Raw genomic sequence first — 21,944 nt, 5'->3', positions numbered from 1 at the left:
TCCTTTTTCTATTTATAAGATTCCGATTCCAGCTAAAATGATCAAGATCAAGGTCAGCCAAAGCAACGCTTGTGTTACTTTCAGACCCTTCTTCGTATAGAACCAGTACACCCCCATCACGACAACTAAAGGCAAGATGCCCGGAACGATCTGATCAAGAATCTCTTGAATAACGAATTTCCGTCCAGAGATGGCAAATTTCAATGTGGACTCGACTTTTACGTAGTTCCCGGCAAGAATCCCCATCATGAACAGACCCAGTACCGAAAGTGCTTCGATCGCTGTTTGGACACCTGTACTTTGCATCAAGCCTGTCGCATTACGCCCCATAGTGAAGGACTGTCTAGCAAAGAATACGCCCAGTGCGGCTTGGTAAAGTGCGAAGCAAATAAATGGGAACAACGCACCTAGCGCACTTCCTTGTTGTGCCCAAGGAACGGCGATGGCGATGAAGATATATTGGACCGTCCCTGAATCGATCGCATCCCCGATCCCGGCTAACGCCCCCATCAACCCTGCCTTCGTGTTGTACATCAAATCATCTTGCATCAAAATTTCTTTATTCTCATATTCCTCTTGTGCCCGTTGCTGCTCCATCGAAGACATCAAGCCAGTGATGACCCCGCCACCCCAGCTCAGCTGCGTATTAAAGAAGAGCAATTGGCGTTTGTACGCTGCTTTTAACGCATCATCGTCTTTATACAACTTTTTTAAGATCGGCATCATCGCATACAGCAGCGAAGGCGCCAAATAACGTTCGAATGAATGCGGGATCTCATTGGCAAAATGCCATCTCAAGTAAGCTTTTGTAACGTCTTTACTGGTGATCTCTTCTGGTGCTAAACTTTTATTTGTAGATACTTCAGTCATCGTCTTTTCCTCCTAATTAGAATCCATCATCATAGTCGTCGTCATCGTCAAAGGTCGCAGAGGAACTTTGTCCACCAGCATCCGCTGCTGGCGCGATTCCCTTGCCTTTTTGCGATTGAACGAAGATCAACGCGATCAGAATACCGAAGATTGCGTAAGTAACCATCGTGATCTCAAGTGACTTGAACACTACACTCATGAAGTAAGCAAGGAAGAAAAAGACCATATAATCTTTCCGACCAATAACATAAACGGTTGTGGCGATCCCTATTGCAGCTAATCCGCCCCCAACTACTTCAAGAATATGAATGACAACTGTTCCTTCCAATGCATTGATGACATCAGCAATGATCGGTGCTCCTAAGTAAAGAGCAATAAATACTAGTGGTACGAAAAGCAAGAATGACGCAATCGTCGGATAAAGGATGATCGACCGCTTCATTGCTTTGGCGTTCAAATCTTCCACTGCTTTATCCGTGTATTTCCCTAAGAATGTGTTGATAAAGAAACGGAATTGGTACAAATAACTTCCTAATAATCCAACCGGTACGGCCACTGCGATCGCAGCTTCCGGTTTCAAGTTTCCCAACAAAGCGACGGGAACTGCAATTGCCGCAGCAATCGAAGGTTCCGCTGGCATGGAGCCTCCTGGCGAGAACACACCCATATAAATCATTTGCAAAGCAGCCGTAACGATCATCGCCTGAGCGACATTTCCCATGATGATACCGACAACCAGTCCAGTCATCAACGGGGAGAAACGCAGCGTGAGTGTCGCGCCCCCTCCTAGCCATCTTGACATTACCGCAGCGACCCACAAAGCAATCAACAGACTCTGCATTACACTTAAAGTATCCATATGATCCTCCTTCTTTTAACTCTTATTGATATAATTTTCTAATTCTATGATTGATTCCTTCAATAATTCACTAGTCATTGGTATTGGCACTAAGTGAACTTTTTCCTTTGAATCTACAAAGGCCACGATCTTATCGATCACTTCTTCTGCTGGAAAAAGCCCCATTTGTTTTAGCGACATCGGCAACTGCAATTCCTGATAAAAAGGGATCAGTTCATCGATTTCGTCCCATTTTTTCTCGACTGCCAATTGATAAAATATTCCGTAGGCTACTTTCTCTCCGTGCAGGAAATCATGACTTTCTGGAATAAATTTACTCATACCGTCATGCATAGCATGGGCAATCGCGTTTCTCGCATACTTGTCACCTAAACCGCCAACTAGCCCCGCGACACCAAAAACGATTTCTGATAAATGAATGAATTCTTCGGTTGCCTCTCCCGCCTCCATGTCCTTGATGGCTTTGGACGAATCCTTCATGATCGCTGTTTTACAAAGCTTTGCCGTGTATTCAGCAACCTGCAAAAAGGGCTCATTTAGAAGATGCTCCTGCGCCAAAATTGCTTCTGATTCGTACCATTTGGCGATCGTATCTGCCAATCCAGCAATGAAATATTTCGTAGGCGCAGTTACTACCAGCTCGGGATCTGTGATAAAGAACGATGCCTGTCGCAAAAAGTGTTCGCTTTTCCCTTCTGATTCTCCATTTTCCTTGTACATGACAGAAAGCGGCGTCCAAGGGGCACAGTTACTAGCAAGTGTTGGGATCACCCCAAAGTTCACATTTAGGGTATGTGCTGCATAGCCAACCAAATCCGTCAGCTTTCCGCCTCCCACGCCAATAATGAAATCGATTTGCGCTTCTTTGACTACGTTGCTGATTCGTTCGGCTCCGTAATAGCTGCATTCACCTGTGTACCGCAAAAAATGGAAGTGATACGCGGAGTCATTAAGGAAGCGCAAGAAAGGTTTCGCCTTCTCAAAAGAGATCCCCCCATGGACGATCAATACATTTTTTGCAGAAAATTCCGTTAGCAATTCTGGTACGAAGTCAATCGCTCCAACGTGGTAACGATAAAATTGCGGACCGACCTTGACCTTTAAATCCGTTAACATCCATACCCTCCTTTTTAACTCACACCTATTCTTTCTCCCTGAACAGAGCGTTCAGGAATTTTCCCTGCGACAACATCTTCGACATCTCGAAGGCATTTCGCACCCATTTCTTGTAAACACTCCATCGTATAGGCTGAGGTATGTGGTGTCATGACGACATTACTAAAAGCGAGATAAGGGTGATCCTTGCGGCCCGGCTCTTCTTCTAGCACATCGGTAGCGACCCCAGCGATTTTCCCTGATCGTAAAGCGCTGACAATTGCTTCTTCATCTAATAACGCGCCGCGTGCGCTGTTTGAGAGGTAAACATTGTCTTTCATCTGAGCGATCTCTTTTGTAGAGATCATATGGTAATTGTCTTCATTCAAGCTGGCGCAAAGACAGATGATATCAGATTCCTTCAGCAAGTGCGGCAAATCCACTTTCTTCGCTCCATAGCTTTCGATGTGTAAAGCAGACTTGTACGGATCATATGCTAAAACATTGCAACGGAAGCCATTTCGAAGGGTTTCGACGACACAGCTCCCCGTATTGCCGACACCAATGACACCCACTGTTTTATTAAACAAGGTACGACCTACGAAATTCGCACGATCCTCCCAGCTATCATTTTTAACACTCGAATCTGCTTCCACGGTCTTTCTCAACAACGCTAATAAATTGGTGATATTGTTCTCCGCCACTGCATCTCTTTCGACCAAAGCGGGGATGATCGAGACGAGGGTGTCATGCTCTTTTGCTGCTTCAATGTCAATATTGTTATACCCAATGCCATGCCTTGTAATTAAAATAAGTTCATCTTTGTGATCAAAAAATTCTTTCGTAAAAAATGGTGTGACACTCGCAATAATGATATTGTAGCCCTGCAACAACTCCGCTAATTCACGTCCGCCGATTTCTCCATCTACTGTAAATGCTTCGACTTGACCGATTTTTTCAAGACGTTCTAATTGATCATGAAAAATCTTTCCGAAACTGCTTGAATTAACGATCGCTATTTTGTATTTTCCCATTTTTAAAATCCCTTCTAGTTTTGCTTGACCTTGTTACGCCTGACAAACGAACCACATCTTCTTTCTTTTTTGTCGGTTGATCGCTCCTTTCGTCATTGCCGCGATGGACATTAAGTTGAACTTTTTTGGGAATCGGTTTCTGATAACGCATTCAACTTTATACTTTTATTATACAAAAAAATATTTTTTTGTAAACAATAAAAATAAAAAATATTTTTGTTGATTTTTTTCGTCATTCTTAGTATCTTATGAGTAAACAATTATTAGATGAAGGAGGGATATTCATGTCTAGCCCTATTCACTTACAGATCAAGTCTATGTACAAAGACTTTAGTCCTAAAGAGCAAGCGATCGCTGACTATATAGTAGAAAATCCTATTAAAGTCAGCCACAGTTCGATCAGTGATCTTGCTGCCGAGCTAGGTATTGCAGACTCAACATTCTTTCAATTTACAAAAACATTGGGATTTAATGGTTTTAAGGATTTTAAATTGGCTTTATTGAAGCAGGAAAATGATCTGACTGCAGTCACGATTCATGAAAATGTTCAAGAGGATGATTCCGAGTTGGTGATGGCACAAAAAGTGTTTGACTCGAATATGAAGACCTTAACGGATACAAGAAAGCTGCTGAAGGAAGAGGAGTTGCAAAAAGCGGTTTCGATGATCTCTGATTCAAGAAGACTCTATTTCTTCGGCGTTGGCGGATCAGAAATCGTCGCGACAGATGCGTACCATAAATTTCTGCGTTCCCCTATTCCTGTCGGTCATAGTACGGATTACCACATTCAACTGATGGAAGCTTCTTTACTTACAGAGGAAGATTGTGCACTGTTTATTTCTCATTCAGGAAAATCGAAAGAAACGATCCACATTGCGGAGGCCGCAAAGAAAAATGGTGCCAAAGTGATCGTTGTAACGAGCCAAGTGAATTCGCCGCTGGCAAAATTGGGCGATGTCGTATTCATTTCGATCTCTGAAGAAATCGAATTTCGTTCCGAAGCTCTGGCTTCACGTATTGCGCAGCTAAGTATTATTGATTCACTCTATGTCATACTGATGTTCTATTATCGTGAGAACGCGCAAGATACGATCTCAAAAGTTAGAAAAGTCATCTTAAGCATCAAAGAAAACAAGGGCGATTGATCCAAACGCTCTATGCCTCCCTTCTGTCAGCTAGTTGCTGCACAGGAGGGAGGTTCTTTTATACAATAACTTGCTATACTATTAGTTTACCTGCTTTTTCTCTGTATATTCCTTTATAGAGCGCCTTTTTATTTATCGACTGTAAAAAAAAAGAACCTTAAGCTTTTGGCTTAACGTTCAATGAATATCTTTTATTTAAGATGAAATCCGTACCTCAACGCATCCTCGGGATCAATGAAGTAGGTCGCCTGACTCGTGATATAGGCACTTCCGGTGATTTTCGGAACCACAGCCCGATAACTGCCGACCTTCTCCTCTTCTAGAAGTTCCCCAACGAAACGACTCCCTATAATACTCTCATTGATAAATGACTCATGCAGTGCAAGCTTCCCTCGAGCGTACATCGCAGCCATCATGGCACTGGTTCCCGCTCCGCAAGGTGAACGATCCACTTGATAATCGCCAAATATGACGACGTTGCGATTCTTTAGTTCATCAGTATCAATCATTTCATAAAATTCGCAAGTAACGACTTCCGTGATGTCGAGATTCGGATGCTGGATGTCGATGTCTCGATTAATCTTCTCCAGCAGTTTGATTCCAATTGCCGTCAACTCAGCCAAATCAGACGAACTCACCTGCAATCCTAATTGACTGGCTTCCACCAAAGCCATAAAATTTCCGCCAAAAACAAGATCGTATTGAAACAAGTAATCATCAATCTCAATCGTTTGATTTTCTTTATACAAGAAAGATGGAACGTTGATAATACTTACTTCTTTTGCCTTTCCTTCTTCAACCGCTACCTTGGCTTCGATCAGACCCGCAGGTGCTTCGAGAGTAATCGCTGTATACGGCTCCGACACTTCAACGAGGCCCGCCTCCACCAAGGCTGTAGCCGCTCCCATTGACCCGTGCCCGCACATCGGCATATAGCCCGTCCCCTCCATAAAAATCACTCCAAAATCTGCTTTTGGATCGATCGGTTTTGTCAACAATGCACCGAACATATCCTTATGCCCTCGAGGCTCATCCATCAATGCGCTGCGGTAATGGTCATGATTTTTCGCCACATCCTGCATTTTCTCCAACATTGTTTCGCCTTTGGGCTCAGGAAATCCATCTAGAATGATTCGAGTAGGTTCCCCTTGCGTATGCGTGTCGATTGCTGTGATACTCGCTTCAAAATGATCTAAATTGAGTCTTGCCTGCTTGTTTCTAACCATTCATATTTCCTCCTCTTATACGCAACTAAGCTATACACAATAAAACCAAGGAATCGTTTCTCTATCAATTATAGGCTAAATATCATCACTTGACGATTCTTACTCTACAAAAAAGAAAAGAGAATGCATCTTAGCAAATACATTCTCCCCATAGTCTATTCACTATTCTGATAATTGTTTTTTCTTTTCGCAGTAACTCAAATTATTTTTCTTGCTTTGTTTTAAAACTGCCAGACAGCTTTGAATCATCGGTCCTAACAGGAAAATCGCAAAAAGCGTGCCTAAACCAATTGTGCTCCCCAGCAAAACACCGCTAACAACGATCATAAAATCCAGTAATATTCGTCCCTTTTGCAAAGAAAGATGCAAGAGATCGCAGACACAAAACATCATTCCTTCCAAGGGCCCTGAGCCTAATTCTCCTCTTAAATAGATCGCCGTTCCTAATGCCATCACACAAAATCCTAATAAAGAAGCCAAAATATTGTTGGAAAGAACATCGATAGCTTGGATGGCTGGAGCTGTGCGACTGATCGTTTCCCCTACTAAAAATGTATTAATGATACTGCCGATTCCCAACATACTGCGCTTATAAATAAAGGTAATTAGCAGAAACAGCACACTGATTAATTGACTCCAGCGACCAAATGGCAGCGCGGAATGGTTCATCAATCCCAAAATCAAGGTACTTACTGAATCAAAGCCTTGATTTGCCACTATGATTACTTCGATTCCTATCCCCATTAAAATCGTGCCAACGATGACTAATACTAGGCGGCTGAAAATATTTTTATTCATCCGCATCAACCATCGTTTTCAAACGTAAAATGAATTCGTCAAAATCCTCACTCATACTTAACTGCTTGGTATTGATGGGCTCTGAAACAATCTCAATAAATTTTTCGAAAAACTCATTAAAGTCATTTGCTTCATCTTTATTGATCGCAATGTATGCGACCAGCTTGATTGGATGATCCGCCCAAAGGAGTGGTTCTTGCATGGTCATGATGGCAACACCGCTTTTTATTGCTTCTAATTCAACTGAGTGAGGAACAGCGATGCCGGAGGGGAAGCTCGTTGGTGACATGCGCTCCCGCTTTTCTACCCGATCGGAAAAAGTTTCATCAACAAAGCCTGCTTGCACCATCCGCTGATTCATTTGTTTACGTATTTCAATCGGCACTAATCCAGCAGGATCAATCTGATTAAAATAGAGTTCTGGAAAAATAAAATTTTCGATTGCCTGGTACATTTTTCGTTTTTCACGCTGTGACTTCAAAGAATCGATCCGCTTTTCTATTTTTTTGACATCTTTGCTGGTTAAAAAAGGATGGATGAATACGGACCCTGCATACTCAGAAGCTGTCTCACGATCCGTCGTCAATAGTAAATCATAATCACTCGTTGCGACTTTCCATTTTTCTGTCACTACGATATCTACACTCTCGCCAAAACGCTCTTCAATTTGTTTGCTTAGGTTACTGCCGATATCATGATAGTCGTTAACGATCAACTGGATCGTCACCTGATTGCGAAAATGCTTCTGTGTTTCAAGAAAAGAACCGATATGTAAAGCAATGAAGGAAATCTCATCATCATTGAACCAAATATCTAAGCGATCTTGAATCAAGGAAGAAATATAGACCGCTAAATCATAAATCAAGGGATAAGCTGTTTTCAAATCTAGCAAACTACTATTCCTGGTGAACGTCTCGTAATGTGAACGATAGTAAAGACTCTGTAAATGGATCGCAAGTTTATTGAAAAACTCTTCATCATGTAATTCGACTAGATAAGTTCGTTCTACTTCTGCTAAAACATCCTGCAATGCGGTGATGATCTTTTGATCAACAAAACTAGAAAGCTGATGACTGTCCTGATTGGTCAATGTTTCATTTTGCATTCCGATAAATAATAACGATAATTGTTCTAACTCAGCATGTGAAAAATGAATATCATACTGCTGTGCTAATTTATCACTGATTTCTTCGGCAATTAAAAATTCTGAATTATTTTGACTGCGATCATTATTCAAGCTTTTCTTTAGGCTATGTCCTTGGCGAATCCGCTCGATACTGATGGCAAAGTGTAGAACAATATTGTTTAAGGAATATTGATTGATCTGAATCGTGTGCTCTGCTAAAACATCTTGAATCGTCTGCTGCAATTTTTCCAGCGAGATATAACCGATCATTTGCTGAATGCTGACCTTTAGTTTTTCCTGTACATCACTTTCATTGTAGAGAAGCGAAATAAGGTAGCGCCGCTTAGCCCGCTCAGGCCCGGTTAGTTTAATATAATCTTGGTCAAAAATGATTTGAATCGCATCATTGGTGATTTCTTTTTTTAGTTGTTGAATATCATTTTTCAATGTGGATTCAGAAATGAAGAGCAGCGCTGCCAAATCATAAAAATCAACACCATTAGAAGAATGCTTCAATAATTCTAAAAAGATCCGCGACTTGCGATCCTCAGTTCCATCACTTGTTAATTTCGCTTCCGAGTTCAGTTGATAGCCTAAATGACTGGTTAGAATAAGCGCTGGATTATTTTGATTGATCTTAGCTACTCGATTACGAATTGTTCGTGTCGTACAATTACTATATTCGGCTAATTCATCGGAAGTAATCCAACGATTTTTCTTATCTAAATAAGCAATAAGTTCTTTTTCTTTTTTAGTCAGCATTTTTTGTACCTCCACTCAAAGAAAAGCTGATCACGAGGATCAACTTTTCAATTGATTATAAAGCTTCGCCATTTGAAGCAATCACCTGTTTATACCATTCAAAACTGTCTTTTTTAATTCGTTGACCCGATCCTTGTCCTTCGTTATCCAAATCAACATAAATGAAACCATAACGTTTTTCCATTTGTGCAGACGAACAACTAATAATATCGATCGGTCCCCAAGCACAATAAGCAATTACATCTACCCCATCGTACATCGCTCGCTTCATCTGTGCGACGTGTTCTGATAGATAAGAAATACGATAATCATCATGTACCTGTCCATCTTCTAATTTGTCATACATACCAAAGCCGTTTTCAGCAATAATGATAGCTTTGTGATAGCGGTCCCAGTATTGCGATAAGGAATTGTACAGCCCTTGTGGATCAACTGCCCAGCCCCATGGATTGGCCTTCAAATTCGGATTCGGTGTTACTGATGACGGACTCATCGTATTTTTAGAGGCGTCAACCATTTGCGAATAGTAATAAGAGAGCGCCAAATAGTCCATCGGATGATCTTTTAATATTTTTTTATCTTCAGCAGTAATGTCTAAGTGAATGTCATTTTCCGCAAAATAGTTCAATGCATATTGCGGATATTCTCCTTGAAATTGCACATCTGTATAGAAATATTGCATCCGGTTCCGTCGTAAAGCTAAATTCACATCGTCTGGATCACAAGAATACGGATAGGCTGTACAATCGGCCATCATTGTTCCAATCATCATATCAGGATTAATCGTTTTCGCATAGGCGGCCAATTTCGCACAGGCGACAAACTGATGGTGGACTGCTTGGAAGCTTGCTTCTTCATAATTGTCTACCGTATCATAAGGGATGGCCGTTGAATTGAAGGGTTCGAATTGAATCAAATTAACTTGATTGATCACGATCCAATATTTTACTTTTGATTGATAGCGTTCTAAAACGACTTTCCCATATTTGACAAATAAATCGATCACGTTACGGTTGTTCCAGCCTCCATATTTCAAAGTGATTTCGACTGGTGTTTCATAATGTAAAATGGTAATAATCGGTTCCATGCCTAATTCGATAATCTTGTCGATTAAACGATCATAATAGGCTAACCCAGCTTCATTCGGTTCCTCTTCTTCCCCAGTTGGAAAAATGCGTGTCCAATCAATTGATGTACGGAAAGTTTTAAAGCCCATTTCGCTAAGTAGTTCCAAGTCTGACTCATAGGTATGATAGAAATCGATCCCATGACGTTTTGGATAGTACCCTTTTGTATCGGCTAAGTTCGCTTTTACATCAGCCATTGACATGCCTTTGTGCTGTTCTTCAGCAATTTCAGCATTGCTCTTATCTGGATAGTATTTGTGCAGGTCTGCTAAACTGATTCCTTTTCCGTCAATTTTATAACCGCCCTCTGCTTGGTTAGCTGCGATTGCTCCGCCCCATAAAAAATCCTTAGGCATTTGATAATTTTCCAATGAAACTCCTCCTCATATACTCGTGTAGTTTGATTTTCTCTACTATTTTTTACTAAAGTTTTCAAATAGCCGAACTAAATGTTCACCGATCAAAATCTCGCTTTGCGCAGTCATCAAGGTATCTTGTGCATGGCAAAATAGTGTTGAATAACGAATTTGTTCGCCAGAAGCCTCTAACTGCAAAGTGTCTGTTTGTAATCCATGAGCGATGACCACTTCTTTACGTGCTGCCTTCACTTCTGTTTTTGCGGTTTCAAAATCCATCGTCTCTAAGCTTTCTAATGATTGAACCAAATGATCACGTGCATTACCGGCATGAACCAAAATGTTCATGGATAACTGATTCAATTGATCATTTTCCTCTAAAAATGTTGTCTCTTCCATAAGCAACCTCCTGCTAACTTCTTTTGATTTGAAATTTATTTTAATGAACCGCTTCGGCCGCAGCTTCCGCTTCTTCCAGAGCCTCTTGCGCCTCTTGTTTCACTAATGAATTGTCATAGGCTTTAAAGAATGGCAAGAAGATCAACCAAGTGATTACGAAGATCAAAGCACAAACAACAATTGCTCGCCAATCCTGTGTAGCCAGATAAGAGGTAATCGGATAAGGCATATACCACAATAGGAAGGTACTTGATGGTACATTAACTAACCCTAATGACATAGTGACATAAGCGATCGTTGGAACGATGATACTATTGATCCACATCGGCACCATCAGATACGGGTTGAAAGCTATGGGAGCACCAAATACCAATGGTTCATTAATATTAAAGATTGAAGGAATGATAACTGCTTTACCAATGGCTTTAAGCTGAGCTGACTTACTTAGAAGCACCATCATGACTGAAAGTGCTAAAGTTGTCCCGACTCCCCCCATTGAAGAAAAGGCATAACAAGTTTCTTGCGTAGCGATATTCAATGCTTGCCCGCCATTTGCTACCGCTTCAGCATTTGCTGCCAAGCCTGACATGTAGACTGGATAGATAACTGGCATCATGACCCAGCCAGAAATTCCGAAGGTATACAAGAAAACTGGAATGAAGACCGATAGAACAAATCCAGGGTATGATTGAACAATATTTGCCAACGGACTGAAAACTAATAGTACTACATCGAAGAAGTCGATCTTGAATTGGAAAGTGATCAACCAGCCAACAAGTAAGACAAAAGTAATCGGCAGCAAGCTGTTGAACCAGCCCACTACAAAATCAGGGATCGGTGTATCTTCGTCAAAGAAAGAATACTTCACCGCAAAATTCATGACGAATGCGACAAATAGTCCAGTAATCATCGACAGAAACATTCCTGTAGCGCCGAAGCGAGAAAGAATGAAGACCGCTTCTCCATCGGCTGTCATAGTCGGAAACAACAGCATCATAAATAGTACTAACGAAGCCGCACCCGAAATTAATTTTTGACCGCCATAGCCTTTCTTTTCCATCAAATAATAGGGAATCAGGAAAGCTACCACTAATGCATACATCCCGAAAGAAAAATTGCTGATCATTGAAAAGTCAGGCATCCCGCTAAAAATATTTTTCAGCAAAGAAACGACTGTCACTAATGATCCAACAAACACGAGCGGCAGGGCGATCATAATCGAATCCTGGATTGATGATATCCAGGGATTCTTTACTACCTTATTCACTTTTGGCGCAAAAGAATTCGTCATAAAGTTCATAATTTTATCCATCGTCTAGTCCTCCAATTTTAAAATTAAATCTAATGCTTTCTCTCCATTCAACGTGCCGTAAACCGCTTGAGGAATTACTGCTGCTTTAACATTTTTATCTTTGGTCTTTTCTTGCAGATCATTCAGCATGTATGACAGATGCGGCCCAATCAGCAAGTAGTCGATTGAATCAATACGATCATCCAATTGAGATTCACTGGATGCTTTGACTGAGAACTCTAGTTTTCTTTTTTTAGCCGCTTTTCTAATCGCTGCCGCCATAAAACCACTTGAAGCTCCAGAACCACAAATCAACAAAATATTTTTCATTTTCTTCACCGCTTTCATTTATTTACATGCTTATTATAGGAAATCTAGGAGCTAGCCTACAAACTTACTTTTTTCCTATTCATGGGAAAAATAATAATTTACCGTCAAAAAAAAATGCTGAACTATCTCTAGTCCAGCGTTTGATTAATTGTATAGTTCTTCAATTTGTGTTTCTTGACGTTTCAACCGAATCCATTTATCGATTTCAGTAATCACTAAAATCATCAATCCGGCCAACAGCGTAATGCCCCACTCGACCACACTCATAGAGGCGGTATGGAAGACATGCTGCATAAACGGTACATAGGTAAGAATCACTTGCAGCAGAATCATGACCCCGATAATCAAGAAGGCCGGTTTATTGCTGAAGAATTCTTTTGATAAAGCAAATTTAGAGGTACGAATATTGAATAGGTAGAAAATTTTGCTGATAACAATGATATTCACCATCATCGTGCTGGCCGTGGCTTGATCGACGCCTTGGGCCAACAGCCAGTCATGGGCGATGATACTGATGAGCGCCATCAAAATCGAAACGTAGCCCATTTGAAAAATATCGTGTTTGTCCATTAAACGGCTCCCCGTCTTTTGCGGCGGACGTTCCATGATTTGGTCTTCTGCCGGCTCAAAAATAAAGGCGAATTGGATCGTGATGGCTGAGACCATGTTGATCCATAAAAGCTGTGTCGCCTGAAGCGGCATTTCTTGCTGCATTAGGATCGTGAAAGCAATGATCAGTCCTTCTGCAAAGGACGTGGGCAATAAGAATAAGATACTCTTCTTGATATTGTCATAGATCCGGCGCCCTTCATGGATCGCCAAGGACATCGTCGCAAAATGGTCATTGGTCAGAATCATGTCCGCGGAATCTTTCGCTACGTCCGTCCCTTGAATTCCCATCGCTACACCGATATCTGCTCGCTTCAAGGCGGGGGCATCATTGACCCCATCCCCAGTCATTGCGGTCACTTTGTCTTTTGCCTGCAAAGCTTCGATGATCTCCAGCTTATTTTTCGGTGTCGTTCGTGCGAATACTTGGTGGGAAACGGCGGTTTCTTCTTTCTCATGCTGAGAGAGTTGATCCCACTCTTGACCAGTGATGACTCGTATCCTTGGTGCCAATCCGAGCTTCTCACCAATCGTCTTGGCAGTCAGCGGATGGTCTCCGGTGATCATTTTGACCTCTACTCCGGCTTTACGCATGTCCTTTAATGATTCAATCACTTCTTCCCGGGGCGGATCAATGATCCCGGCCAAACCGAGTAATGTGATTCCTTCATACAAAAGCTCATGACTGATTTCGTCTAATTCAGGCGAAACTTCTTTATACCCAACTGCGACCACCCGTTTTCCAGTCTCTGAAAGGTCGCGCACGATCTTAGACCACGAATCGTCCTGCAGTTGCGCCATTGGAAAAAGCTTATCGGGCGATCCTTTGATGAAAATCAGTTGTTTGCCCTTCGCATCTTTGACTAATTTCGCAATGTAGCGATATTCTGAATCAAAAGGCAGCATATCGACTTCCTCATAGCTGGATTCCTGTTCTTCACCAAAATACTTATGATACAACGTCAGGAAGGACCCGTCTGTCGGTTCTCCATTGATTGTCCAACGATCTTTTTCTTTGTTCAGCAATGTGTCGTTGGCTTCATACCCTGCCTCTAGGAACAATTCAAGTGTCTCATCCTTCTGAACTTCACGACCTTCTTCCGTGATCCTTCCCTTTGGTTCATAGCCATTCCCGCTCACCTGATAGTGATGACCCGCCAGAAAAACATCTTTGACGGTCATTTCGTTTTTCGTCAATGTCCCTGTTTTATCAGTAGCGATAACGTCCACGGAACCTAGCGTCTCAACCGCAGGCAATGTCTTAACGATCGTATGCTTGTTTTTCGCCATGTCGCTGACACCCATCGCCAATATCACGGAAGTCGTAGCCGGCAATCCTTCTGGGATCGAACCTACGATCATTGTAACGATCGCCAATGATAAGACCGATAATGAATACGTCTCTAGCAATAGACCAAAAATGAACAGCAACACCGCCGCGCCGATCACGACATAAGAAACACCTTTTCCAAGTCCGTCGATCTGCTGCATCAATGGAGATTTACGCGTCTTCACCTGACCAACTTCCATCGAAATCTGACCAATTTGTGTCTTTTCGGCTGTTGCTGTGACCACGCCCAATCCGCTCCCGTTCGTTACGGAAGTGGAGGCAAACGCTCGATTGAGTTGTTCAGCTAACGGAACGTCTTCAGTCGGCAGATCCTCTGCTGTTTTCTCGATCGAATCGGCTTCACCGGTCAGTGAAGCTTCTTGAATCCGCAAGTTGTCGCTATCAACGATTCGTAAATCTGCGGGCACCCGGTCTCCTGCTTCTAAGAAAACGACGTCTCCAACGACCAGCTCCTCTGTCGGGATATCCATTCGTTGCCCTTCACGATAGACCGTTGCTTCTGCAGCAAGCATTTCCTTGATTTTTTCTAACGCGTCAGAGGCATTTGCTTCTTGATAATACCCAATCAGCGCATTGATCACGATAACGAATCCAATGATTACAGCATCAGAAGAATGCCCCATCAAGACCGTTAATAACGCTGCTACGATCAGGATATAAATGATCATATTATGGAACTGGCGGACAAACAGCCGCCACTTTGGTGTTTTCTTCGTTTCCAGCTTGTTCGGTCCATCTGCCAGCAACCGCTTCTCTGCTTCACTGACTGTCAGTCCTTGTTCAAAATCCTCATTCAAATAATCCTTTTTTAATTTGTGAATACTCTGGTGATAGTCTTCCTTCATTCGTTCTCTTCTCCTTATTTTTGAATACGACAAAAAAGCACCTTGCTTTATACAACGCACTGAAATAAGCCTGCCTATTCTTTTTGAAAATAAGGAATTTTTTGTTTTAACAACGACGTCTGTTCGGCGTCAGGGTCCATGTACCGCTCACCTCCACTTGTTTTAGTAAGTTCAATCTAACAAAACTAAAAATTTTCGTCAAATTTATTGAATGAATTTAATAAAAAGGCAAAATATAAATAGATAAAGAAAGGCGATCCTTCTCGTTCAAAGGATCGCCTTTCTTACACTAGATCGTTGCTAAGTAATCAGAAAATTTATCGAGACCCGCAAGCAGCTCTTCTGTCTTACAGCCATAGCCGATTCGAACGCACCCTTCAAACTCGAAGCATTCTCCCGGCGTAAACAACAAGCCATGGTTATTAATCAAATCAAGACAGAGCTCTCTGCTTGATCGATTAAAGTCATAATACAGCAGTGTTACCGTTCCAGCCTGAGGTTTGACATAAGAAATATGCGGTTCCTTCGCTACCCACTCGTCCAAAATTTTCAAGTTGTCTCGAATGATCTTTTGATTACGAGCCAACACTTTCTCTTTGTTCGCTAAAGCGATCGCCGCCAATTCCTCATCAATAAGTCCGCAGCTGATCGTGTTGTGGTCCCGATGAAGGATGCATTGCTCTAGTGCTTCTTTGTCCTTCGTCGCGATCCAGCCTAAACGCAGACCGGCCAGCGACCAGACCTTAGACATGCTGCTGACGCTGATTCCTTTTTCGTACATGTCCGCGATCGAGGGACTTTCAACATCCGCCTGTGTCAACCCACGGTACGTTTCATCAGAGAGGATGTACGCACCTGCTTCTCTAGCAATCGCGATGATTTCTTCCAGCATCTCTCGATCCATCAATGAACCGGAAGGATTGTTTGGATTGTTGAGAATGATCAGTTTAGTTTTTTTGCTGACCATCTCCTTTAATTCTGCGATGTCTGGCAGAAAATGATTTTCAGGTGTCAGTACGTGCTGCTTCACAGTCGCTCTAAACGACGCAGGGATCGAGTATAGCTGCTGATAAGTTGGCAATACGGCGACTACTTCGTCCTCAGGTTCAACCAGTGAATACAGCACCAAATGATTCGCGCCGATCGCCCCATGAGTGGTCGTGAGCTCTTCTTCTTTGATTGTTTCATAAAGAGAGGCGATTCCCTTTTTAAACGCTGGATTGCCGAAAATATGTCCATAAGTCAAACGCTTTTGCGTAAGTTCAGTCAACGCTTTTTCCTTGTCCAGTCCAGCGATCTCAAATAACTCGTCCATACTGATCGAATCAACACAGGTCTCCCCTGTATTGTAAATGGCTTTCTCTTCATGTTCATTCATCCATAATTCCACTTTAAACGGCTCTATTTTCATTTTTTGCTCCTCTCTTTGATGAAAATACTGTTATCAAACTTTCATCGTCCTTTTATTATAGAGGATAGGCTTTCATCTAGCCAATAGGATTTTACTTATACGTCACAAAAAAAGCAGCTCTCGGCTGCTTAGTCTGAAGAAAGCGTCAATCCATCCAAAACTTCAAAAAAATCAATGCAGCTGCTTTCGACTAGCTGTTCGATCTCCGGCGTAGGATCAACAAAATTTTTAATATGAACACAGGACAGTCCGGCATGAACAGCCGCTAATATGCCATTAGGTGAATCCTCATAAACGATGATCTGATCCGCTGGCTGCTTAGCAAGCTCGATCGCCTTGAGATAGATTTCCGGATCAGGTTTTCCCTTGTTCACCTGATCGCCATAAACCCCAAAAGAGAAATAGGAAGCAAGTGACATATTCTCTAGAATCCCTTCAGCCTCCTTTTGATAACTAGACGTAACGATCCCACAGGTGATGTTCGCTTTTGCTAGATAATCCAGATACTCATGACAGCCTTCGGTTATGGGAAAAACCGCATTCTTCTGTGCCTGTTTCCGTCTATCCATAAACTCCTCGAACAAGCGATCAAACATCGGCAGCTCGCCGAAATGCTGTTGAAACTTCTCCTTCAAGATCGACGTTGGTGAGCCCACCACACTTTGATAAAAATCCTTTTCCAAACAATACCCTTCTTCAGCCATCAACTCCTGCCAAATAGAAAAATAATAGCGTTCAGAATCGATTAGTGTTCCATCCAAATCAAACAATGCAATTTTCATTATGTCCTCCCTACCCAAAGAGCACCGAGCCAAAGCTCGATGCCGATTTTTATTCAAGATTTGCATGACGGTAATCCATATCCGTCTGATCTTGTTTTAACTCCTTTTTCAAATCAACGATCATGGAATCGTAGACCAGCCAAGAGAGCTGTTCAAAGGATGAACCATTGGGCTGAATCGATGGCGCCTTTTCAGTCGCTTTGTCTCCCGTTGAGATGCCGGGAATTTGAATCAGCGCATCCGCCATTGTACCGATCGGATTTTTCGGATGAATCGTGATCGTCGCTAATTGGGCTTGCTCACTTTTTGCCTTTTCCGCCATATTCACTAGACCTGATGTCCGTCCCGAACCTGATCCAATAATTATCAGATCACCTTTACGGAGCGAAGGTGTCGTTGGTTCGCCTACAAAGTATACAGTAAAGCCTAGATGCATCAAGCGGTTAGAAAATGCCCGGGCGGCAAAACCAGAGCGTCCGGCACCCGCGATAAAAATTCTTTTTGCTTGTAAGATCAATGCTTGAACCTGCTCCAATTGGGCTTGATCAATCTGCTGTGCATCTTCTGTCAATTCGGTTAAGATAGCCGATAAGTTTTTTGATGGTGTCATCAGCTATCACCCTACGCTTTCGCCAGCATCGCTTCTTTGATCAAGCGTGCTTCTTCTACAGGATCCGGCGCGTGAGTAATACTGCTGCCAACGATGATGATATCAGGATTCAGTGCAACATAATTATCGATCGTCTTGCTGCTGATGCCACCTGCTACGGCAATCTTAGTTTTCTTCGCGCAAGAAGTCATGACCTTCAGATCATCTAGCGGCGTCCGTCCGCAGGCTTGTTGATCCGCCCCTGTATGAACCGCCAAAACGTCCACACCCAGCTCTTCCATCTCAGCGACCTTTTCTGCAAGATTCGCGACACAGATCATATCAACCACGACTTGTTTTTCAAAATCATTTCCTGCCTTGACACATTGCTTGATCGTCGCCACATCGGTCACACCCAAAACCGTCACATACTCAGCTCCAGCTTCGAAGCCTAATTGCGATTCGTAATAGCCACCGTCCATAATCTTTTCATCAGATAAAATTTCTTTATTGGGAAATTTTTCTTTAAAGCGGCGCACAGCCTCCATTCCAGAATCAATCACAAACGGCGTGCCAATCTCAATAATATCGACGTGTTCCTGAACCTTTTCTGCAAAAATCAGTGCTTCCTCTAATTTTAACTCATCCAAAGCTAGTTGTAATTTCATTTTTGTCCATCCTATCCTTTAATAGTTTTTCAACCCTACTGCTTGTGCCTCAGCATCCATTAATTCCGTGATTTCATCATCTAAATCGACGACTGTCAATGACATGCCACCCATATCCAGCGATGTGACAAAATTGCCGATATAAACTTTTTCGACGCTGTGACCTTTTTCCTTCAATGTTTCCAGAACTTGTCCGCACACCACATATTGTTCCATCAGCATGGTCGAGCCCAAACCTGAGATCATCACGGCTAATTTCTTATTTCCATCAAAAGCGAAATCAGTTAAAATCGCTTCTGTCATTTCAATCGCAATTTCATTGGCACTGCCCAGTTGTTTCTTTTCAATTCCCGTCTCACCATGATGACCGATCCCAAACTCCAGCGTGCCCGGATCAATCAAGAAATTCGGCTTCCCTACAGCTGGAATCGTGCAAGGTGTGACCCCGACACAAATACTTCTCGTTCGATTAACCACTTTCTGTGCCACCGCGATGACTTCATCCAATGTTCCACCGGCCGCTGCTTTGGCTCCACCAACCTTCCACATGAAATAGCCGCCGGCGATTCCGTGACGTTTTTCACGAGTTTCTTTAGGCGAAGAGGCAATATCGTCTGTTGCGACCACATACTTCACTTCAATGTCCTCATCTTCGGCCATTTGGATCGCCATTTTGACGTTCATAGTATCTCCAGCATAGTTACCAAAAAGACACGCGACACCCTGACCATTATCAGCCTCGGTCATGGCATCGAAAAATGCTTGAGCAGGCGGCGAGGCAAAAACTTCACCAATCGCTACTGCATCCAGCATGCCCTCACCCACATAACCGAGAAAAGCTGGTTCGTGTCCGCTGCCGCCACCGGTAATGACGCCGACTTTTTCCTTCTTATCTTTGAGGGCTACTACCCGATCATTCAATGGTGAGATCATAATTTCAGGGTGCGCCGCAGCAAAGCCCTTCAGCATATCTTCAACAATAAAATCTGGATCATTCACGAAAATTTGCATCGCTTCTATTCCTCCAACAATTCTTTTATCGTAGTTACCAGCGCTTCAATAATCAAATAACAGGACGTTGCTCCAGCATCCTGATGCCCGATCGAACGATCACCGATCCGACTTGCTCGTCCGATTTTTGCTGGAATCATCTTAGTTGATTCCAGCCCTGCTTTAGCGGCACTTAGCGAGCTCGTCAAACAGTCTTCAAAGGAGCCATCTTCTGCAAAAGCTTGTTCATAGGCTTCAACTGTTGGAACCAACACGTCTATCAAACTCTTATCCCCAACCTGCGCATCGGTCAGATTAGCGAGGTTTTGATAGGATTTTTTCAACATTTTCAGTATGACTTCCTTGTCGATCTGCTCGTTCTTTCTCGATGCTGCGCTAAGTCCTCTGAAAAAGCTGCCATATAAAGGGCCCATCGAGCCGCCGATCTTATTGACCAACACCTGACTGATCACCTTAAAGCCATCACTCATAGTGTAGCTTGGCAACTCATCCAGTTCTTGTCTGGCAAATGTGAAGCCTTTGTTCATGTTGATGCCGTGATCACCATCACCGCCGTGACTATCGACTTCGCTTAAATATTCTTTATTGGCTTGGATCGTTGTAATAACCGCGTCTACAATTTGACTCCCTGCTTGATTGGAAAATTCCGTCTTCATGTCGGCTTATCCTTTCATTTCCAGAAATTTCTGATAATTTTCTTTAATCACCTGATGCATTCGAGTATCTAACGATATATTAGTGAAATGGATGATCGCATCATCAATCCCATGCTCATGAACATACGCCAAGAGTTCCACGGATTGTTCATCCTCTGGATTGTCAAAGAGAAAAGCGGCCGCGATCCCTTCCAATAAGCGTTTATTTTCTAGACCCAATTCTTCACATTGGACACATGGCCCTACTAAGCGTTCTTCTGGCTGTAACTTGCGAATAGGTGAGCGGGAAACACGTGTGATCATATCTTTGATACCAGGTGTCTGATAACGATCCATAATGAAATCAATGTAATCAATCATATCCTGCTTTGTAAAGCCGTATCTTTCCATCAATAAATGTGCTGATTCCCACATCGTCTCACGAATCATCTGCACCAAGTCTTCATTATGAAAAACATCTTGTATGATTGAATAGCCATGAACAAAGCCAATAAATCCCGCCCATGCGTGACCGCAATTGACAACGTAAAGCTTACGTTCGATATACTTTTTCAAATTAGTCGTATAGACGGCTTCCTTGATCGGCTTGTCTACTGGATCGACGAGTTTTGATTCTTCGATCACTAACTCATGGTCACGACCGATGTCGATGGTCTTTTTCCCGTCATGTTCAGATGCAAGGACCATCCGATCCACTGCGGTGTTAGGAAATGCCGCAATAGCATCCAGCCAATGATCTGCCGCCGGCTCTAGAGCAAGGATCGCTTTACGTAAAATCTCGCTGTTAAACATCGCATTTTCACAGGCTAAGATGTTTACTCGCTTTCCTCCAATATCAGCGCGTTTTTTCAACCCTTGTAAAAGAACTGGTGCAATCTTTGGTAAATTTTCCGCCCAGACTGCTGTCGTAATCAAGTCCGTGGTACTGATTTTTTCAATGATTTCTGCTTGATCTTCGATCGACGACAGTGCGTGGATATGGGTCAGTTGTTTCTTTTTGTAATCCTCATTGATTAAATAGAGATCAAAAGTGGCGGTTTCATTGATTTGCTTAACTAACTCACTATCTATATCAACAATTGTAGTTTCGTAATCGGAATCATGTAACAGGTCAGCGATAAAGCCGATACCGATACTTCCTCCGCCAAAGTGCAATGCTTGTTTCATTTAAACGACGACCTCCTCAAAAATCTTTAGAATCTCTGCTTTCGATGTTGCATGACGAAGAATCTCGACATTTTCCATCTCAGAGCAAATAGTCGCGATTTGACCCAAGATCTCGAGATGTTCGTTGTTTTTCCCCGCAATTCCGAATACTAAGTACGCAGTATTGCCATCAAAATCTATCCCTTCTGGTACTTGCAATAATGAAATACCCGAAGAATGAATCTTCTCAACTGATTTCACAATACCGTGAGGGATAGCGATGTGGTTGCCAATGTACGTCGATACTTCTTCCTCTCTCGCCAGCATATCTTGAATATAGCTTTCTGCCACATAGCCATTTTCAACTAAAATAGTTCCGGCTGCTAAAATGGCTTCGATTTTATTTTCGTAGTGCTGATTCAATTGGATATTCTCATCTTTAAAAATTTTCATTTTCC

At 42.5% G+C, this 21,944-nt stretch carries 21 protein-coding genes; 1 reads left to right on the top strand and 20 read right to left on the bottom strand.

Annotation, left to right across the window (positions count from 1 at the left end; genetic code table 11):
- Positions 1 to 12 precede the first annotated feature (12 nt).
- Genes IGI66_RS05430 through IGI66_RS05415 form a run of 4 tightly spaced genes read right to left on the bottom strand, consistent with a single transcriptional unit; the run spans position 13 to position 3,858 of the window.
- Positions 13 to 870 (bottom strand): PTS system mannose/fructose/sorbose family transporter subunit IID, encoded by an 858-nt coding sequence (locus IGI66_RS05430; RefSeq protein ID WP_010781262.1) that lies wholly within the window; start codon positions 868 to 870, stop codon positions 13 to 15.
- Positions 871 to 886: 16 nt separating this feature from the next.
- Positions 887 to 1,729: a PTS mannose/fructose/sorbose/N-acetylgalactosamine transporter subunit IIC gene (locus IGI66_RS05425; protein WP_010781263.1), complete on the bottom strand. Its 843-nt coding sequence runs from the start codon at positions 1,727 to 1,729 to the stop codon at positions 887 to 889.
- A 15-nt stretch (positions 1,730 to 1,744) separates the two neighbouring features.
- Positions 1,745 to 2,845, bottom strand: a complete 1,101-nt coding sequence (locus IGI66_RS05420; protein ID WP_438847939.1) for an iron-containing alcohol dehydrogenase family protein — start codon at positions 2,843 to 2,845, stop codon at positions 1,745 to 1,747.
- A gap of 14 nt (positions 2,846 to 2,859) precedes the next feature.
- Positions 2,860 to 3,858 carry a D-isomer specific 2-hydroxyacid dehydrogenase family protein gene (locus IGI66_RS05415; RefSeq protein ID WP_301517395.1) on the bottom strand — a complete coding sequence of 333 codons (999 nt, stop codon included), beginning with the start codon at positions 3,856 to 3,858 and terminating at the stop codon, positions 2,860 to 2,862.
- Positions 3,859 to 4,142: 284 nt separating this feature from the next.
- On the opposite strand from IGI66_RS05415, the gene IGI66_RS05410 reads away from it, so the two are divergent.
- Positions 4,143 to 5,003, top strand: a complete 861-nt coding sequence (locus tag IGI66_RS05410; RefSeq protein WP_086305718.1) for a MurR/RpiR family transcriptional regulator — start codon at positions 4,143 to 4,145, stop codon at positions 5,001 to 5,003.
- Positions 5,004 to 5,194: 191 nt separating this feature from the next.
- Here the strand turns inward: IGI66_RS05410 and IGI66_RS05405 are convergent, their stop codons facing one another.
- The 16 genes from IGI66_RS05405 to IGI66_RS05330 form a co-directional block, all read right to left on the bottom strand.
- Positions 5,195 to 6,229, bottom strand: a complete 1,035-nt coding sequence (locus IGI66_RS05405) for a proline racemase family protein (protein ID WP_438847936.1) — start codon at positions 6,227 to 6,229, stop codon at positions 5,195 to 5,197.
- Positions 6,230 to 6,391: 162 nt separating this feature from the next.
- Positions 6,392 to 7,027: a YczE/YyaS/YitT family protein gene (locus IGI66_RS05400; RefSeq protein WP_288227133.1), complete on the bottom strand. Its 636-nt coding sequence runs from the start codon at positions 7,025 to 7,027 to the stop codon at positions 6,392 to 6,394.
- A complete protein-coding gene (locus tag IGI66_RS05395; RefSeq protein WP_316407166.1) occupies positions 7,020 to 8,915 on the bottom strand; it encodes a BglG family transcription antiterminator in 1,896 nt (631 codons plus the stop codon). The genes IGI66_RS05400 and IGI66_RS05395 overlap by 8 nt, the downstream gene beginning before the upstream one ends.
- A 55-nt stretch (positions 8,916 to 8,970) precedes the next feature.
- Entirely contained in the window at positions 8,971 to 10,413 is a 1,443-nt protein-coding gene (locus IGI66_RS05390) for a glycoside hydrolase family 1 protein (protein WP_288227934.1), read from the bottom strand.
- A gap of 42 nt (positions 10,414 to 10,455) precedes the next feature.
- The gene (locus IGI66_RS05385) at positions 10,456 to 10,797 is read right to left on the bottom strand and encodes a PTS lactose/cellobiose transporter subunit IIA (protein WP_431381064.1); all 342 of its coding nucleotides are present in this window, start codon (positions 10,795 to 10,797) and stop codon (positions 10,456 to 10,458) included.
- A gap of 40 nt (positions 10,798 to 10,837) precedes the next feature.
- A complete protein-coding gene (locus IGI66_RS05380; RefSeq protein ID WP_431381065.1) occupies positions 10,838 to 12,109 on the bottom strand; it encodes a PTS sugar transporter subunit IIC in 1,272 nt (423 codons plus the stop codon).
- A 3-nt stretch (positions 12,110 to 12,112) separates the two neighbouring features.
- On the bottom strand, positions 12,113 to 12,418 hold the full coding sequence (locus IGI66_RS05375) for a PTS sugar transporter subunit IIB (RefSeq protein WP_301516481.1): 306 nt from the start codon (positions 12,416 to 12,418) through the stop codon (positions 12,113 to 12,115).
- Between the two features lie 144 nt (positions 12,419 to 12,562).
- Positions 12,563 to 15,223: an HAD-IC family P-type ATPase gene (locus tag IGI66_RS05370; RefSeq protein WP_438847933.1), complete on the bottom strand. Its 2,661-nt coding sequence runs from the start codon at positions 15,221 to 15,223 to the stop codon at positions 12,563 to 12,565.
- Positions 15,224 to 15,512: 289 nt separating this feature from the next.
- Positions 15,513 to 16,634, bottom strand: a complete 1,122-nt coding sequence (locus IGI66_RS05365; protein WP_438847931.1) for an aminotransferase — start codon at positions 16,632 to 16,634, stop codon at positions 15,513 to 15,515.
- Between the two features lie 128 nt (positions 16,635 to 16,762).
- A complete protein-coding gene (locus tag IGI66_RS05360) occupies positions 16,763 to 17,416 on the bottom strand; it encodes an HAD family hydrolase (RefSeq protein ID WP_438847929.1) in 654 nt (217 codons plus the stop codon).
- Between the two features lie 49 nt (positions 17,417 to 17,465).
- On the bottom strand, positions 17,466 to 18,026 hold the full coding sequence (gene hxlB, locus IGI66_RS05355) for a 6-phospho-3-hexuloisomerase (protein WP_314577649.1): 561 nt from the start codon (positions 18,024 to 18,026) through the stop codon (positions 17,466 to 17,468).
- 11 nt (positions 18,027 to 18,037) lie between these two features.
- A complete protein-coding gene (gene hxlA / locus IGI66_RS05350) occupies positions 18,038 to 18,673 on the bottom strand; it encodes a 3-hexulose-6-phosphate synthase (protein WP_010781272.1) in 636 nt (211 codons plus the stop codon).
- Positions 18,674 to 18,691: 18 nt separating this feature from the next.
- Positions 18,692 to 19,684, bottom strand: coding sequence for a dihydroxyacetone kinase subunit DhaK (locus IGI66_RS05345; RefSeq protein ID WP_438847927.1), 993 nt, complete (start codon positions 19,682 to 19,684; stop codon positions 18,692 to 18,694).
- A gap of 5 nt (positions 19,685 to 19,689) precedes the next feature.
- On the bottom strand, positions 19,690 to 20,340 hold the full coding sequence (dhaL, locus tag IGI66_RS05340; RefSeq protein ID WP_438847925.1) for a dihydroxyacetone kinase subunit DhaL: 651 nt from the start codon (positions 20,338 to 20,340) through the stop codon (positions 19,690 to 19,692).
- A 6-nt stretch (positions 20,341 to 20,346) separates the two neighbouring features.
- Entirely contained in the window at positions 20,347 to 21,507 is a 1,161-nt protein-coding gene (locus tag IGI66_RS05335) for a mannitol dehydrogenase (protein ID WP_438847923.1), read from the bottom strand.
- Positions 21,508 to 21,939, bottom strand: coding sequence for a PTS sugar transporter subunit IIA (locus tag IGI66_RS05330; RefSeq protein ID WP_010781276.1), 432 nt, complete (start codon positions 21,937 to 21,939; stop codon positions 21,508 to 21,510).
- Positions 21,940 to 21,944: the final 5 nt, after the last annotated feature.

The organism is Enterococcus sp. AZ048 (assembly GCF_051715125.1).
Taxonomy (GTDB): Bacteria; Bacillota; Bacilli; order Lactobacillales; family Enterococcaceae; genus Enterococcus_A; species Enterococcus_A gilvus.
This window is presented reverse-complemented; position numbering and strand designations above follow the sequence as displayed.

Excerpts from the sequence above, each read along its gene's own strand:
- IGI66_RS05430 (WP_010781262.1), bottom strand. The coding sequence starts at position 870 with ATGACTGAAGTATCTACAAATAAAAGTTTAGCACCAGAAGAGATCACC.
- IGI66_RS05425 (WP_010781263.1), bottom strand. The coding sequence starts at position 1,729 with ATGGATACTTTAAGTGTAATGCAGAGTCTGTTGATTGCTTTGTGGGTC.
- IGI66_RS05420 (WP_438847939.1), bottom strand. The coding sequence starts at position 2,845 with ATGTTAACGGATTTAAAGGTCAAGGTCGGTCCGCAATTTTATCGTTAC.
- IGI66_RS05415 (WP_301517395.1), bottom strand. The coding sequence starts at position 3,858 with ATGGGAAAATACAAAATAGCGATCGTTAATTCAAGCAGTTTCGGAAAG.
- IGI66_RS05410 (WP_086305718.1), top strand. The coding sequence starts at position 4,143 with ATGTCTAGCCCTATTCACTTACAGATCAAGTCTATGTACAAAGACTTT.
- IGI66_RS05405 (WP_438847936.1), bottom strand. The coding sequence starts at position 6,229 with ATGGTTAGAAACAAGCAGGCAAGACTCAATTTAGATCATTTTGAAGCG.
- IGI66_RS05400 (WP_288227133.1), bottom strand. The coding sequence starts at position 7,027 with ATGAATAAAAATATTTTCAGCCGCCTAGTATTAGTCATCGTTGGCACG.
- IGI66_RS05395 (WP_316407166.1), bottom strand. The coding sequence starts at position 8,915 with ATGCTGACTAAAAAAGAAAAAGAACTTATTGCTTATTTAGATAAGAAA.
- IGI66_RS05385 (WP_431381064.1), bottom strand. The coding sequence starts at position 10,797 with ATGGAAGAGACAACATTTTTAGAGGAAAATGATCAATTGAATCAGTTA.
- IGI66_RS05380 (WP_431381065.1), bottom strand. The coding sequence starts at position 12,109 with ATGGATAAAATTATGAACTTTATGACGAATTCTTTTGCGCCAAAAGTG.
- IGI66_RS05375 (WP_301516481.1), bottom strand. The coding sequence starts at position 12,418 with ATGAAAAATATTTTGTTGATTTGTGGTTCTGGAGCTTCAAGTGGTTTT.
- IGI66_RS05370 (WP_438847933.1), bottom strand. The coding sequence starts at position 15,223 with ATGAAGGAAGACTATCACCAGAGTATTCACAAATTAAAAAAGGATTAT.
- IGI66_RS05365 (WP_438847931.1), bottom strand. The coding sequence starts at position 16,634 with ATGAAAATAGAGCCGTTTAAAGTGGAATTATGGATGAATGAACATGAA.
- IGI66_RS05360 (WP_438847929.1), bottom strand. The coding sequence starts at position 17,416 with ATGAAAATTGCATTGTTTGATTTGGATGGAACACTAATCGATTCTGAA.
- hxlB (WP_314577649.1), bottom strand. The coding sequence starts at position 18,026 with ATGACACCATCAAAAAACTTATCGGCTATCTTAACCGAATTGACAGAA.
- hxlA (WP_010781272.1), bottom strand. The coding sequence starts at position 18,673 with ATGAAATTACAACTAGCTTTGGATGAGTTAAAATTAGAGGAAGCACTG.
- IGI66_RS05345 (WP_438847927.1), bottom strand. The coding sequence starts at position 19,684 with ATGCAAATTTTCGTGAATGATCCAGATTTTATTGTTGAAGATATGCTG.
- dhaL (WP_438847925.1), bottom strand. The coding sequence starts at position 20,340 with ATGAAGACGGAATTTTCCAATCAAGCAGGGAGTCAAATTGTAGACGCG.
- IGI66_RS05335 (WP_438847923.1), bottom strand. The coding sequence starts at position 21,507 with ATGAAACAAGCATTGCACTTTGGCGGAGGAAGTATCGGTATCGGCTTT.
- IGI66_RS05330 (WP_010781276.1), bottom strand. The coding sequence starts at position 21,939 with ATGAAAATTTTTAAAGATGAGAATATCCAATTGAATCAGCACTACGAA.